Annotated in this window: 15 protein-coding genes and 1 pseudogene; 8 read left to right on the top strand and 8 right to left on the bottom strand. The window is 39.9% G+C overall.

Going from position 1 to position 13,680, the window contains the following annotated elements; genetic code table 11:
- Positions 1–24 precede the first annotated feature (24 nt).
- A complete protein-coding gene (gene atpD, locus ACMAZF_RS19480) occupies positions 25–1,407 on the top strand; it encodes a F0F1 ATP synthase subunit beta (protein WP_435275361.1) in 1,383 nt (460 codons plus the stop codon).
- A 17-nt stretch (positions 1,408–1,424) separates the two neighbouring features.
- On the top strand, positions 1,425–1,847 hold the full coding sequence (locus ACMAZF_RS19475; RefSeq protein WP_435275360.1) for a F0F1 ATP synthase subunit epsilon: 423 nt from the start codon (positions 1,425–1,427) through the stop codon (positions 1,845–1,847).
- 350 nt (positions 1,848–2,197) lie between these two features.
- On the opposite strand, the gene ACMAZF_RS19470 is transcribed toward ACMAZF_RS19475, so the two are convergent.
- Entirely contained in the window at positions 2,198–2,428 is a 231-nt protein-coding gene (locus tag ACMAZF_RS19470; protein WP_435275359.1) for a hypothetical protein, read from the bottom strand.
- Between the two features lie 187 nt (positions 2,429–2,615).
- Here ACMAZF_RS19470 and ACMAZF_RS19465 point away from each other — a divergent pair, with 187 nt between their 5' ends.
- Positions 2,616–3,140, top strand: a complete 525-nt coding sequence (locus ACMAZF_RS19465) for a hypothetical protein (RefSeq protein WP_435275358.1) — start codon at positions 2,616–2,618, stop codon at positions 3,138–3,140.
- 459 nt (positions 3,141–3,599) lie between these two features.
- On the opposite strand, the gene ACMAZF_RS19460 is transcribed toward ACMAZF_RS19465, so the two are convergent.
- From ACMAZF_RS19460 to ACMAZF_RS19445, 4 genes and pseudogenes are all read right to left on the bottom strand, one after another.
- On the bottom strand, positions 3,600–3,899 hold the full coding sequence (locus tag ACMAZF_RS19460) for a hypothetical protein (RefSeq protein ID WP_435275357.1): 300 nt from the start codon (positions 3,897–3,899) through the stop codon (positions 3,600–3,602).
- Positions 3,900–3,984: 85 nt separating this feature from the next.
- A complete protein-coding gene (locus tag ACMAZF_RS19455; protein WP_435275356.1) occupies positions 3,985–4,455 on the bottom strand; it encodes a DUF6795 domain-containing protein in 471 nt (156 codons plus the stop codon).
- A gap of 259 nt (positions 4,456–4,714) precedes the next feature.
- Positions 4,715–5,613, bottom strand: a pseudogene (locus ACMAZF_RS19450) (IS110 family transposase).
- 342 nt (positions 5,614–5,955) lie between these two features.
- Positions 5,956–8,838 carry a M16 family metallopeptidase gene (locus ACMAZF_RS19445; RefSeq protein ID WP_435275355.1) on the bottom strand — a complete coding sequence of 961 codons (2,883 nt, stop codon included), beginning with the start codon at positions 8,836–8,838 and terminating at the stop codon, positions 5,956–5,958.
- Positions 8,839–9,041: 203 nt separating this feature from the next.
- Here ACMAZF_RS19445 and ACMAZF_RS19440 point away from each other — a divergent pair, with 203 nt between their 5' ends.
- The 5 genes from ACMAZF_RS19440 (at position 9,042) to ACMAZF_RS19420 (ending at position 11,821) form a co-directional block, all read left to right on the top strand.
- On the top strand, positions 9,042–9,497 hold the full coding sequence (locus ACMAZF_RS19440; protein ID WP_435275354.1) for a hypothetical protein: 456 nt from the start codon (positions 9,042–9,044) through the stop codon (positions 9,495–9,497).
- A 33-nt stretch (positions 9,498–9,530) separates the two neighbouring features.
- Entirely contained in the window at positions 9,531–9,791 is a 261-nt protein-coding gene (locus ACMAZF_RS19435) for a hypothetical protein (protein WP_435275353.1), read from the top strand.
- Between the two features lie 147 nt (positions 9,792–9,938).
- The gene (locus ACMAZF_RS19430; protein WP_435275352.1) at positions 9,939–10,421 is read left to right on the top strand and encodes a hypothetical protein; all 483 of its coding nucleotides are present in this window, start codon (positions 9,939–9,941) and stop codon (positions 10,419–10,421) included.
- Entirely contained in the window at positions 10,414–10,623 is a 210-nt protein-coding gene (locus tag ACMAZF_RS19425; RefSeq protein ID WP_435275351.1) for a helix-turn-helix transcriptional regulator, read from the top strand. Before ACMAZF_RS19430 ends, ACMAZF_RS19425 begins: the two co-directional genes overlap by 8 nt.
- Positions 10,624–10,711: 88 nt before the next feature.
- Positions 10,712–11,821, top strand: coding sequence for a sterol desaturase family protein (locus tag ACMAZF_RS19420; protein ID WP_435275350.1), 1,110 nt, complete (start codon positions 10,712–10,714; stop codon positions 11,819–11,821).
- A gap of 34 nt (positions 11,822–11,855) precedes the next feature.
- On the opposite strand, the gene ACMAZF_RS19415 is transcribed toward ACMAZF_RS19420, so the two are convergent.
- The 3 genes from ACMAZF_RS19415 to ACMAZF_RS19405 all read right to left on the bottom strand — a co-directional run bounded on the left by ACMAZF_RS19415 (position 11,856) and on the right by ACMAZF_RS19405 (position 13,676).
- Positions 11,856–12,173, bottom strand: a complete 318-nt coding sequence (locus ACMAZF_RS19415; RefSeq protein ID WP_435275349.1) for a helix-turn-helix domain-containing protein — start codon at positions 12,171–12,173, stop codon at positions 11,856–11,858.
- Positions 12,173–12,616, bottom strand: coding sequence for a hypothetical protein (locus tag ACMAZF_RS19410; RefSeq protein WP_435275348.1), 444 nt, complete (start codon positions 12,614–12,616; stop codon positions 12,173–12,175). The genes ACMAZF_RS19415 and ACMAZF_RS19410 overlap by 1 nt, the downstream gene beginning before the upstream one ends.
- 214 nt (positions 12,617–12,830) lie before the next feature.
- Positions 12,831–13,676 carry a hypothetical protein gene (locus tag ACMAZF_RS19405; RefSeq protein ID WP_435275347.1) on the bottom strand — a complete coding sequence of 282 codons (846 nt, stop codon included), beginning with the start codon at positions 13,674–13,676 and terminating at the stop codon, positions 12,831–12,833.
- Positions 13,677–13,680: the final 4 nt, after the last annotated feature.

The following is a 13,680-nucleotide window of genomic DNA, read 5'->3' as shown; positions in this document are numbered from 1 at the left end:
ACCAATAAGCTTTGAGGAAAAATCATGAGTTTAGGTAACGTAGTACAGGTAATCGGCGCGGTTGTGGATGTTGAATTCCCACAAGAGTCGGTACCAAAAGTATATGACGCACTAAAAGTAACTAACGAAGGTTACAACCTAGTGCTAGAAGTTCAGCAGCAGCTGGGCGGTGGCGTAGTTCGTACTATCGCTATGGGTTCATCTGACGGTTTACGTCGTGGCCTAACCGTAGAAAACACACAGTATCCAATTAAGGTTCCAGTGGGTAAACAAACCCTTGGCCGTATTATGGATGTTTTAGGTAACCCAATCGATGAAGCGGGTCCTATTGGTGAAGAAGAGCGTTGGGAAATCCACCGTGAAGCGCCAAGCTACGAAGAGCAAGCTAACTCTAACGATCTGTTAGAAACTGGTATCAAAGTAATCGATTTAGTATGTCCATTCGCTAAGGGTGGTAAAGTCGGTCTGTTTGGTGGTGCTGGTGTTGGTAAAACAGTAAACATGATGGAATTGATCCGTAACATCGCGATCGAGCACAGTGGTTACTCAGTATTTGCTGGTGTTGGTGAGCGTACTCGTGAGGGTAACGATTTCTACCACGAAATGAACGAATCTAACGTACTTGATAAAGTATCGTTAGTTTACGGTCAAATGAACGAGCCTCCAGGAAACCGTTTACGCGTAGCGTTAACTGGTTTGACTATGGCTGAGAAATTCCGTGATGACGGCCTAGACGTTCTACTTTTCGTAGATAACATCTACCGTTATACACTAGCTGGAACAGAAGTATCTGCACTTCTTGGTCGTATGCCATCAGCGGTAGGTTACCAGCCTACACTTGCTGAAGAAATGGGTGTATTACAAGAGCGTATTACTTCAACTAAGAAAGGTTCGATTACTTCTATCCAAGCGGTATACGTACCTGCGGATGATTTAACGGATCCATCTCCAGCAACAACCTTTGCTCACTTAGATGCGACAGTTGTACTGTCTCGTGACATCGCTTCGCGTGGTATTTACCCTGCAATCGATCCACTAGATTCAACGTCTCGTCAACTTGATCCATTAGTTGTTGGTCAAGAGCATTATGATATTGCACAAGACGTTCAAAACACGTTGCAACGTTATAAAGAGCTTAAAGACATCATTGCGATCCTAGGTATGGATGAGCTATCTGAAGAAGATAAGCAAACCGTAACTCGTGCTCGTAAGATTGAACGTTTCTTATCTCAACCGTTCTTCGTTGCTGAAGTATTCACTGGTGCGCCAGGTAAATACGTAGCACTTAAAGATACTATCGCAGGATTCAAAGGCATTTTAGCTGGCGAATACGACGACCTACCAGAACAAGCGTTCTACATGGTTGGTAGCATCGACGAAGCAATCGAGAAAGCAAACAAGCTTTAATCGCTTAGGAGACAACTATGGCTGCTATGACTGTACATCTTGATGTTGTTAGCGCGGAAGAGCAAATTTTCTCTGGCCGTGTGGAATCTTTACAGGTTTCAGGTGACGCTGGTGAACTAGGTATTATGCCTGGTCACGCGCCATTACTAACAAGCATTAAGCCCGGCATGGTTCGCCTAGTAAAACAGAACGGAGAGGAAGAAATTATCTTCCTTTCTGGCGGTATTCTTGAGATTCAACCATCGCTAGTTAACATCCTTGCTGATGTTGCTATCCGTGGCGGTGATCTTGATGAAGAAGCAGCTGTTGAAGCTAAGCGTCTTGCTGAAGAAAACATTAACAATCACTCTGGTGATATGGACTACGCGGAAGCAGCTAAGCAATTAGCTAATGCAGTAGCTCAATTACGCGTACTAGAAATGGTTCGTAAGAAAGGTTAAGCCTTTTAGTTAATGATTTAAAAAAGCGCCTTAGGGCGCTTTTTTTGTGCCTGAATTTAACTCAAGGCTCGCACAGTAATGGCTTTTCAACTATATTGAGTAATATCAATTGCATTAAATATTTGCCCACTTGTACTTGTTAAAATTAACTAAAATGGCGTTGCTCTCAATCCTAATAGCCAGCTATTAGTCAATCGAGCGCCTTGTTTTAGCTGATTTTCTCTACGCACAACAAGAGCACTTACTTAATGCAATTGGTATTAATTTTTCCTAAGCACAACAAGATCACTTAAATAATTATTAGGCGACTTGCTAGATAAGGGGCTGATCTTACTAAACCAAAAAAATAACTAATGTTCTGATTCTTTTTCTTGGCGCATAAGAAGAATGGTTAAATAGATCTTGGTCGGTAAGGAGCAAATAATTCCTAGTGCAACACACATAGCACTGATGATAATACCGCTAACACCCATCTTCTGCGGCAAGTTCGCATAACTAATAAAGTAATGCCCTAACAATATCAATCCAATACCAATAATCATGATAATTTGCAAAATTCTGATACGTCTTTTGTCAGTCATTAGCTTGTCCAGTGGGATTACTTAAACTATATATTAGGCATATCTAATGTAAGTGTACTGACTTAGATCAAAGGATTATTAATCATTAGCGGCTAAAAACTAAACTGTTTCAAATTGTGTTGTTCTATTGTACTTATCGCTAATGAATAGTAATGTAAAAATCTTTTTATTTAAGCAAGGATCTATCATGAGAAAAATCGCGACAGGTTTGGCATTTTCAGCATTAGCATTATTAACGTCGAATTCTGCAACCGCCAACGAGTTTGGGTTTTCAGTAGGAGCTGGTTATCCATATTTCGTAACATTAGAAGGGGCAATGGCGACAGATGATAAATCACAGCGTTGGTTCGCTAATTATAAAATGGCGTTAGATGATGGTTTTTCAGCAGGATTTGAACAAGGATATGGTGATAATCTAAATCACGCTTTTGGTGGATTCGTTGGCGCTGTAGGAATATATAACGGCGACGATTGTAAAGTTAGAGACGACCATACTGATGTCGGAGAAGCAATCGGGAATGTTCTCGCGTGTACTCTGAAAATTATTTTTGATGATGAAACTTTAAATGGTGCAGGTCTTTCTTACAGTTATTATTTTAAGGGTATTAATCACCCTGGTTGGCGCTTTCGTCTTGAAGCTGGGTACGGTAAAGCCTCTCATAGTAAAGAAGAGCGTGCTGCAGGCGGTTTGACCATTAGTTATCAGTTTTAGATTGTTTGAAGACGTTAATTAGTATCGTTGGATAGTTAAAACTCCTTAGACTGATAAAGACTGGAATGGAACAAGCAACTAGGGGAATGATAGGTGTTATTCCCCAAAAATCTCGCGCGAATATCCACAGCAATATAAATATACCTATTGGATAAATGAGTATAATCATTACAGTTATGACTAAATGGCGGGAGTCGTGCGCAGAGGGCCCTGCTAAGAGCATTACTGCGCCTATTATACCAATTGCATTAAATATTTGCCCACTTGTACTTGTTAAAATTAACTAAAATGGCGTTGCTCTCAATCCTAATAGCCAGCTATTAGTCAATCGAGCGCCTTGTTTTAGCTGATTTTCTCTACGCACAACAAGAGCACTTACTTAATGCAATTGGTATTATACAAGGCGGCCACATTAACAATATGATAGTTATGGCAATATCAGTCATTAAATTCATGACGTTAGAAGACAACATCCACTGCTCGCTGTGCAGCTTTGTATAATGTGCCGAGCGTTTTATCAAATATCCACTTGATAACTTTGTAGCTGAGTTCTGTAATTTTAAGCGCAACTCCACGCTTTACTAATCTAGCTTTGACTGCCGGAGACAAATGAACATCGTGCTTTTTGAAAATACCAAACATATTTGCGGTGGCCTCTGAGGTTGCTAAAAAGGCAATAATAACTAGCAGTATTGAAACAATGGCGAACAACGCTTTGGATGTTGTTAGGAAAGGTTTTTTATTGGTTTCAAACATCATTGTTTATTGCATGCTGCCTTGCGAATAATATTGAGCATAGTAGGCATTATTTTAACTACAAATAATTAGCTTTATCTTCTCTTGATTATAGCGTCCAAGCGTATTGTAATGTGGCGCGAGTGCCATCAATGTCACAAATACTATAAAGGAGATGTTTGCCATTGTCGTATTTATCGCTTGGTAAAACATAAGTTTCTTCGGTGTCCGTGATATCACAAGTGAGTTCGTTAAGGTGCTTGCTTATATTGCTGTCTTGTTGACTACTTGATGGTCTCGTTTGCCACAAAATGTGATAAACATTACGCCATTTGGCGAGAATTATTTGAGCTGATTTTGATTCGTGATAAGGCGTGACTAATGTGCTCGTTTTGACTGTCTTTTCTGAGAACTTAAAATTACCTTTACGATCGGTGGTGACGGTATCGATAATTTCTTGCCCATTACCGTACGACAGTTTTCGAATAATCTCTATGCCGGATAACGGTTTGTCTAACCTAAATAGTTGTCCGTTAACAACAGGAGATAGGTGAGCATTACCAGAATTATTGGCAGTCACTTGATGACTCGTTGTTAAGCATATGGAGAAAAGTAAAGTAAGTAGCGAAAATTTTACAGAAAAATGATTTGATAGCGTCATTGTTGGTAAGTTGGCTGCCGTGCGAATAATAATCAGTGTAGCAGTGATTTTTTAATCTACCAGTATTTCTCTGACTTTATTTTAAGCGCCATAATAATACCATATATGGACCCTCTCCTATTGCAAGACAATTTTGATCATTGAAATAGAGTACATTGCAGCCATATATCCGGCTTTTTTATGAGGCAATATTATTGCCTCTAGCCCTGATGGATTTCCGCCCCTTCATCGCTTTAGCCCATAAACTGACCCTATCTGTTTTATTATCACAGTGTCGTAACGCAGCTCGTGCACCATTAATTAACTGCGTTCGTAAATAGGTATTCCCACGCTTACTAATTCCCATCAAATTGGCTTTACCGCCGGTTGAATGTTGCCGAGGAACAAGGCCAAGCCAAGCGGAAAGATGGCGACCGCTATTAAAATATTTACCATCGCCGATACCCGCATATAAGGCTGTCGCATTAATTGGGCCTATGCCATTCATCGTACTAAGTTGCTTACAAATATTATGCTGATTGCATATGCTTAATATTTCTTTATCAACGACTTTTATCTCTTGCTCTAATTTTTTTAATTCTTCATATAAATCATTAAAATAACGTCTGGCGTTAACACTCAACTCATTGTCTGCCGCTTCAATAAACGCTGGTAATTGAGATTTTAGATGATGTACTCCTTTGGAATAACCAACCCGTATTCTGCTAACAGTCCCCGTATCTGATTACTCAACGCCGTTCTGTTTTTCATTAACCGCTCTCTGACTCGGTGCACCATTTGAATATCTTGCTGCTCTAAAGATTTAAGTGGTACAAAACGCATGTTCTTTCGCTGTGAAGCTTCCGCTATTGCTTCGGCATCGTTATAGTCATTTTTATTGCCTTTGCGATATGGTGTCACAAACTGTGGCGCGATAGCTTTCACCACATGCCCACAACGAATAAGTACTCTTGTCCAGTAATGAGTGCTACCACAAGCCTCCATGACAACAATGCAAGGCGCTAACTTAGCAAAGTAATCAGCAACTTTATTTCGAGCTAACTGTTTTCGCTTAAGCACTTTTCCATCTTTGTCCATTTGAACTAAGTGAAAAGTAGATTTGGCGATATCTAAACCAATTGTTATATTGTTCATGTGACCCTCTCTTCTTTTATATAGATGCTTAACACCTATATTGGCTCATTTGAAGCCGAAAGTGGAGCGGAGAGGGTCCATACCAATTCCATTAAATAACTGACCACTTGTGCTTGCTAGAATTTACAATAACTGCGTTGCTCTCAATCCCAATAGCATGCTATTGCTCAATCGAGCGCCTTGTTTTAGCTGATTTTCTCTACGCACAACAAGATCACTTAAAAAATGGAATTGGTATAAAAGGCGCTACCATTAGATAGCGCCTTCAAAAGTTAAGATTAGTCGTTACTTAAACACATCTTTTACATCGATAATTTCGATATCTTTTGATGGAATAGTAAGCTTGTAATCTTGAATGATTTTATCATCAGCTAGTAAATCAGCAGGTTTTTCACTGTTGTACTTGAGTACTGATTGCGTTTCATTCGCTAAACGTTTTTTCATGTCTTTAGCATCGCCAGAGATAAATACATATTGGATATCATCCGTTTGTAGGTTCTCTTTGATCACACGGTTGATGTCTTCAACGGTTAGCGATTTAAGCTGGTTGCGAACGAGTGATACGAAATCTTCAGTTTTGTAGAATTCGCTATCTAGGGCGTAACCTAATTGCTTATCTTGGCTTGATACTAATTGTGGCACGTAGTTGACTAAGAAATTACGCGTTGCTTCAAAGTTTTTCTTGCTCATACCATTTTTAATTAGCTTGTCTAATTCAAATAACGCGGCACGTGTTGCAAAGTGGGCGTCGTTGTTTGAACGTAGTGGACGCAACCAAACTTGGAAGATCTGGCTTGAACGACCTAAGTTAGCATCAGGCTTAGTTTGGAACATACCACGTGGGAAATACTCGATGTATGAGTAGTCACCGTAGTTCATGCCGCGATCTTGGCGAATTTTCTGGTACAGATAGCTGTTTGAGCTTCTGTGTTCACCGAAATACGAACGTACTAACCACAGCGCCGCCCAGTCTTTATCGCTACGAATAGTATCGATTGGGAAACCGAAAGATACCGCAGTCGATTGAGCATTCTTTTGTACGATAGTTGCGTGATGACCTTTTAACACAGGCGCATCGGCAATCTTAAGGCGTTTTTCATCACCTTTAGGTAGCGTTGCTAGGTCACTCATTAGTGCTTGCTTAACATCACTTGGCACGTCGCCGGTGAAACCTAAATGTAGTTTAGACTGCGTTAGCTGTGACTTGTAGAATGCTTTTAAATCATCAAGGGTAATGCTCTCGATATCAGATAAATCACCGTAGTTGTAGCTTTCATAGCTGTGGCCTTGGTATAGCTCGCTATATAAAACTTCTTTACCAAGCTCTTCGTCATTTGACGCTTTAAGGCCCGCTTTAATACCGTCAACTAACTCTTTCTTAAGACGTTTAAAATCATCTTCGCGCCAGCCTGGATTAAGCAATTGTTCGCTAACCAATGCATACCAATCAGCTGCATTGTCTTTGTGAACACGGCCGCTAAACGACATCATTTCTTTATCAAGTTGTGCACCAAAACTACCCGCTAATGGGTAAAGTGCTTTTTTTATTTCTTGATAAGACTTAGTTGCACTGCCACCTTGAGTTAGCATGCTTGTCATTAATGCTGCAGTACCTTTTTTCATTGCAGGATCAGCAGCGGCACCCGTGTAGAACAAAATGTTTAGATCAATTAACGGCGACTTGTTACTTTTGTCTAGCACGGCAAAGTTGATTGATTTTGGTTTGCTAGCCATCTTCACAACTGCTGCATTTAAGTTAACTTCTTTGTCAAAGCCTGCAATGGCATCTTCAGCTGACATCGTAACCGTGGTGCGGCCATTGTCGGTGAAGTACTTGTTAGCCATGGCGCGGATATCTTCAGCGGTAATGCCGTCGATGCTGTTGTATAACTCATTGAGCATTTCAGGGTTGCGATCAAAATGCATGTAGCTTGCCAGCGTGCCAGCGATGGCTTCAGACGAATCTAGACCATTTACGAAGCTATATTTGATGTTCGCTTTTAGATTATCTAGCTTTGTTTTGTCGGCTAACTCTGTGCGCGCTTTCGCGTAGGTGCGATTGATAGCGTCACGTACTTTTGTGAGGTTTTTCTGGTCATCAACTTTAACAAACACATGGCGCAGGCCAGCATCTTTTGTCTCTGGATTGTAGGTAAACATTTGGCTAGCCAATTGTTTGTCTACAACAAGCTCTTGATAAAGGGCTGAGTTATTTGAGAAATAAAGCTGTGACAATAAATCGAGTGCAGCGCGGTCTTTCTTCGCTGGCTGCCAATCACTACCTTTGTAAGAAACTAATAACCAGTGACCCGGTAAGTTTGGATAAACTTCGTGTTTGTAACGCGGTGCCATTTGCTTAGGCTCTTGCGGAACGACAGTTTCAAAGGTGCCACGTTGCCATTCGCCCCAGTATTTCTTCACCATGTCCATGGTTTTAGCAGGATCAACATCGCCCACAATGACTAACGAAACGTATTCAGGCTTATAAAAACGTTCGAAGAATGTTTTGCCGTAAGCGATTTGATCTGGCATTGCTTCGATATCTTTGAAGAAGCCCATAGTCGTGTGTTTGTAGGTATGTTTATCAAACGCTTCATTGCGAACTGCTGATAATAACTTACGAATTGGACTGGCGTTGTTTTTAAGGTATTCGCCTTTAACTGTTAGCGCTTCAGTTTTAAATTGAGCGTCCGTGTATTCTAGGTTTTGAAAGTGATCTGCCTGAATTTCTAACACCTTTTCTAGGTGTTCTTTTGAGAAATCTAGATGGTAGTTGGTGTAATCATTCGTGGTGTATGCACCGTTATCGACACCGGCATTTTTAAATATGTCGGCGTACATCTTTTGTGGGAACTTCTTAGAGCCTTTAAACATCATGTGTTCAAAGAAATGAGCAAAGCCAGTTTTCCCTTCTTCAACTTCGTTGCGTGAACCTGTTGAAACGGGAATTTGTAATGATACAAGATCTGGGTAATCAGTCTTAACGATCATGACTTTTAAGCCATTATCGAGCTCTTCTATGACATAGTCTTGGCTAAATACTTTGTTTTGCGCAGCAGCTTGAGCATTTGATGGCATTTGTTGTTTTTTGGTGTCCATCATCGTGCTGTTACAAGCACTTAGTGCTAATGCTGTGGTTACAGCAATGGCAATTTTTTTAAATTTCATGAGTGTTCTCCATTTTTGACCAAGCTATTATGCGTAGGCTAGGTGGGTTTTTCCAGTGTTGTTGTGCATTCATTGATTTCAGTTGGTTGAAAACTGTAACAGGATCTTTTTTGATTATTTATTTGACACCCTTAGGTATCAATTGTAACCTTTGGGTATCTAATGATACCTAAGGGTGTCAAGGTTATAGAAGGAGAAATAAAATGGATATTGATGATTTGACACGACCTGATGCGGAATTGAAATATTTACGTGAAAGAATGAAAGCAAATATTGCTTTTGGTTTGGGTGCGTTGTTAATTGCAACCTATGGATTGGTAGATGATAAAACCATCAAAACACTGATGGGAATCTTTGGGATTTTATGTGCTTTTGTCTTGTTGTATTCAACTGTTATCAGTCACAGCCTAGGTAAAAGTATGAATAAAAAAGATGTCGACTCTCGAAATTATAGCGATGAATATCTCAACTTTATCCATCACAAAGCCTATAAGCATGCTTTCGATGTTACCTGTGTTGTTACTGGGTTTATGTGGTACTGGTCCACAAAAGAAGATGACCTTATGTTTTCAACTCAATCGTGCTTAGCGCTTGTTATTGCGGCGTTGGGATTGGGATACGGATTTTCGGTGTTTTATTTACTGCGCAAAAGTGCTTAATAATTGTAGATTTTTATGAACAGGGAGAAAGTTATGGAAAATAAGAAATTAATAACGCCACGAGAAGAGCTGCTTTTTTTGAAGGTTGGTGCGCATGCAATGTGTGGTTTAGGTTGTGGGTTATTAGGTTTTCTTATTGGCGGATTGGCCATGGTTATCGGTCTATTAATAATGGGGGGGCTATTTATCCGGTTAATGTGGGTAACACCTGGTTGGGATTATGTATTCTGGAATGGAGAGTGCAGAGACGAATACTATAGCTTCTTATATGCCAAAGCATGCAAATACCACTAACAGCAATTTTCGGTTTTTTGGGCTTCCTATTCTCTTTCTCGCCAGATGGTAATGAAATATCAGGAAATACGATGGTAGTTATAATCGCCATATTAACAAGCTTTTCGTATGGAATATCTATATTGATGATGTTGCGCGGAGACGACCATGAATAAATTAACTGAGGCAGAAACACCTAAACTATCAGTTGCTGAACAAGAGTTTCGGTTATTAAAACGAAATGCATTGGTTAGCTTGCTTGTTGGAATTGGATTTCTTAGTGGGCCAATTTATACATTGATTGAGCAATATACTCAGTGGGCAGACACAGCAATAAAAATCTCATATTGGATTGGTATTCCTAGTGTAATTTATATCTTTTACGCAGCGATTTCACTAGTTGTGGATAGCTGGAAAATAGAAGGAATGCGCAAAGTTGCCAGTTTTGAAGATGAATATAGTGTGCATGTTACGAGCGTCGCAAACTCGTCGGCGCTTTTTGCTGTTTTGCTCATTGGTTTGATTAGTAACTTTGTTAATGATGAAATACTAACGCTACTCGGTAGCTATATGTTTGAGTTAATATTTGGCAGTGTTTTAACTGCGTATGGCGCGACAATATTGTTATTACTGCGTGAAGATAATGAATAAAGTCTTAGATAATAACATTGCGAAGTTTCGTGCTAAGCACAAGCTATCGCAGCAAGAATTAGCGGATGCCATTGGCGTGTCGCGCAAGACCATTAGCACGGTTGAGACAGGGCGCTTTACACCGTCAGTTGTTATTGCGTTGTCTATTGCTCAGCATTTTGAGACGACGGTTGAATCATTATTTTATTTTGACGAAGAATAATCACCCAATCTTGGCTTTATAACGTGAAGCGACTACACTGTGCTTAATTTTGGTACAGTCTCACTTATATATAGCAACAGGGAACGTTATGATTCAACAGCCTCAAGGCGGTCAATTTGCAGTGGGTGATGGTCGATTAAGTGGATATATTGCCGTTACGTTAGCGCTGCTTAGTTTTTTAGGTGTTATTGCTTTTCATTTTCCTCAGTATTTAACGACGCCTGAATTACGTCAATCTTATGATGTCGATACGATCCGTGTTGTGATGTTCATTGCCTTAGTTGTATCAGGCGCATTGGGTTTATGGAATGTTATACGCAATGTTAATAAGCGTGCTGCTTTCATTGCATGGATATTGGTTGTAATGACTATTGCATTAGGCGGGCACCGTGTTGATGTCGGTGACTTTCCTGATAACACACCTTATTTGGGACTCGATTGGTTCATATTAGATCTACTCGGTTCAACACTCATTTTCGTCTTTATTGAAAAGCTGATTCCTCATCGCAAGCAAGCTGTATTGCGTCCTGAGTGGCAAACCGATATGCAGCATTTTTTGATTAATCACCTGATGATAGGTTTTGCACTCTTAGCCACCAATCAATTTGTAAATCAGTTATTTGGTTGGGCAGTGAGTGATGCGCTGCAAGCGTGGGTGCAGGAATTACCTTGGTGGGTACAGCTCTTTGCTGTGTTGTTGTTTGCGGACATTATGCAATATTCACTGCATCGTGCTTATCATGAAGTGCCTTTCTTATGGCGTTTTCACAGCGTGCATCACAGTGTAGAAAGTATGGATTGGTTAGCGGGTTCTCGTCAGCATTTTCTTGAATTAATCGCAACGCGCTGTTTTGTGTTATTGCCAATATTTGTGTTTGGTTTTGAAAAATCGGTGATTGATACCTACATCATTATTGTTGGCTTCCAAGCGGTGTTTAATCACGCCAACGCCAATATTCATGTGGGATGGCTCAAGTATATTATTGTAACGCCGCAATTCCACCATTGGCATCATGCGTCTGACAGGGCAGCAATCGATCGTAATTACGCCGCGCATTTTTCGTTTATTGATTATTTGTTAGGAACCGCGGTACGTGGTGAAGATAAATGGCCAGAAAAATACGGCATTGTTGGCGGCGGAATGCCTGATGGTTGGGTGAAACAACAGGCTTATCCGTTTAATAAGCCAAAAAAATAGAAAAACTAAAAGTTATCAATTTGATGGCTTTGTTTTATTGTACAAATAAATATGTTGCGGCTGCTCCTATGGCTGTACCTGTAATTAACGCAATGGTAATTGGCAGCAGGCTAGGCCGGTGGACAATCACTTGAGTTTCTTTATTCGAAGATTGGTCTTCAGTTATTAATAAAGCGCTAGTTTCGATTTCAAAAACTGAACTTAGACTCATTAACGTTTCAGAAGATGCATTACCATATCGTTCGACTCTTTGAATAGTGCGTAAACTAACGTCACATGCATCTGCTAAATGCTGTTGTGTTAAAGCTCTTGAAGTGCGGTGCTCTTTAATGAGCGTTGCATTAACGTTCATTATAATATACCTGTTCTGTAGAGGTATGAGATTACAAATCCGATTGTAAAGCCGCCACAAGTCCATCCTAACAGTGAAATTAAAGATGTTTTCGTTGGTTTTTTTTCTAGCTTCTCTAGTTCTTCATCCCAAGCTTTCTTTACATCGTAATTCAGTGTCTTAAGGTGGGCACCATTTTTGATAAGGGTGCAGGCTATATCACTAGCAAATAGCTTGTCCAATTTTACTTCAACTTCATAAAGGTTACCTCCTTCATTGAATTGATGACTAGATTGTTTTTTAAATGAGTACTTATTAGAGACCACTCTATTGTTATAATAGATCGATTCTTTACCTCGCATTTTACAGTTCACAGTTATTTCATTATTGTCATCTTTAAAATAGAAATTTAGTCCGCCTTTTACCGTCGCTTCGAAATCAGGCGTGTTACGAATTCCACTCATTGTATTGTTTCCTTAATTGTCTGATGAGGTAAGTTAATCAATGGCGGGCACTCTTTAAAACGTCATAAAGGTGACTGTACCACAAAATGTCATATGACACTGAACCTGTCGCATATAATAAGAGGTTGATTTTATTGGTTATGTATATTTTTAGCAGAGATTAATAATCTTGCAGCTGTTAGTGGGATTAGCTGCAAGATGTTGGGTTTTCTAGTTAGTTGTACATGAAGAACACGCTAAAATCGTGGCCGCCTGCTGACATCTCTACGCCAAAAAACTCGGTAAATGATTGACTAATATCATCACTGTCGCGTTCAACTTGCGGAGGACTCAGTTCAGTTTGTTGTTCACCGTTAATAACCAACACATTACCTAAAATGATATTGAGCAGCTCGCTCACCACATCAATATATAACGCCTCATTGCTTGACGTATCAAAACCTAAAAAATTAGTGCCTAACGTTTTCATTAATTCGCTTGGTGCGATAACGCCAATTTTAAATGTTTGTGGCAAATTGGCTTGTTGAGAAATGATATATTGATCATTCGTCAAAGCTGGTATTTGTGTGATTACATTTGACACCTGTGCAGGAATCTTCGGAATACGGGTAAATGACTTCACGAATGTTTCTAAGGTGTTAGTAATGAGCTTGTGATGTGGATGATTGCTAATTGCATTGTCTAGCGATAACTCTGCTTGTTGCTTTAGCGCTTGATGTTCTTTTAGTTGATCTTCAAGCATTGCTTGATTAATAAACCCTTGCTCGACAAGAATCTCGCCAAAGAACTTTCTGGTGCTTTGCTGCACACTAAATAACTCATCAACTTGAGTCAGCGTCATATAACCTAAGCTAATGGCGAGATCACCAAAGCGCTCGTCAGTTCGCTGTTGTTCTAAATTGATTTTATTGGCCGCGTCATTATCAATATAGCCTTGGTTAATGGCGAGTTGGCCTAAACTTGGATTGAATTCTTTTTGTAATTCAAGCGCTTTTAATAGTTGCGCTGGCGTAATGATTCCTTTCTCTAACAGGAATTGGCCTAAAAATTTATTCGACATGGTA

The organism is Psychrobium sp. nBUS_13, from assembly GCF_051201665.1.
Taxonomy (GTDB): domain Bacteria; phylum Pseudomonadota; class Gammaproteobacteria; order Enterobacterales; family Psychrobiaceae; genus Psychrobium.
This window is presented reverse-complemented; position numbering and strand designations above follow the sequence as displayed.

Coding starts and splice junctions, on each gene's coding strand:
- ACMAZF_RS19440 (WP_435275354.1), top strand. CDS start 9,042: ATGGATATTGATGATTTGACACGACCTGATGCGGAATTGAAATATTTA.
- ACMAZF_RS19415 (WP_435275349.1), bottom strand. CDS start 12,173: ATGAACGTTAATGCAACGCTCATTAAAGAGCACCGCACTTCAAGAGCT.
- ACMAZF_RS19465 (WP_435275358.1), top strand. CDS start 2,616: ATGAGAAAAATCGCGACAGGTTTGGCATTTTCAGCATTAGCATTATTA.
- ACMAZF_RS19425 (WP_435275351.1), top strand. CDS start 10,414: ATGAATAAAGTCTTAGATAATAACATTGCGAAGTTTCGTGCTAAGCAC.
- ACMAZF_RS19405 (WP_435275347.1), bottom strand. CDS start 13,676: ATGTCGAATAAATTTTTAGGCCAATTCCTGTTAGAGAAAGGAATCATT.
- atpD (WP_435275361.1), top strand. CDS start 25: ATGAGTTTAGGTAACGTAGTACAGGTAATCGGCGCGGTTGTGGATGTT.
- ACMAZF_RS19420 (WP_435275350.1), top strand. CDS start 10,712: ATGATTCAACAGCCTCAAGGCGGTCAATTTGCAGTGGGTGATGGTCGA.
- ACMAZF_RS19435 (WP_435275353.1), top strand. CDS start 9,531: ATGGAAAATAAGAAATTAATAACGCCACGAGAAGAGCTGCTTTTTTTG.
- ACMAZF_RS19475 (WP_435275360.1), top strand. CDS start 1,425: ATGGCTGCTATGACTGTACATCTTGATGTTGTTAGCGCGGAAGAGCAA.
- ACMAZF_RS19470 (WP_435275359.1), bottom strand. CDS start 2,428: ATGACTGACAAAAGACGTATCAGAATTTTGCAAATTATCATGATTATT.
- ACMAZF_RS19430 (WP_435275352.1), top strand. CDS start 9,939: ATGAATAAATTAACTGAGGCAGAAACACCTAAACTATCAGTTGCTGAA.
- ACMAZF_RS19410 (WP_435275348.1), bottom strand. CDS start 12,616: ATGAGTGGAATTCGTAACACGCCTGATTTCGAAGCGACGGTAAAAGGC.
- ACMAZF_RS19460 (WP_435275357.1), bottom strand. CDS start 3,899: ATGATGTTTGAAACCAATAAAAAACCTTTCCTAACAACATCCAAAGCG.
- ACMAZF_RS19445 (WP_435275355.1), bottom strand. CDS start 8,838: ATGAAATTTAAAAAAATTGCCATTGCTGTAACCACAGCATTAGCACTA.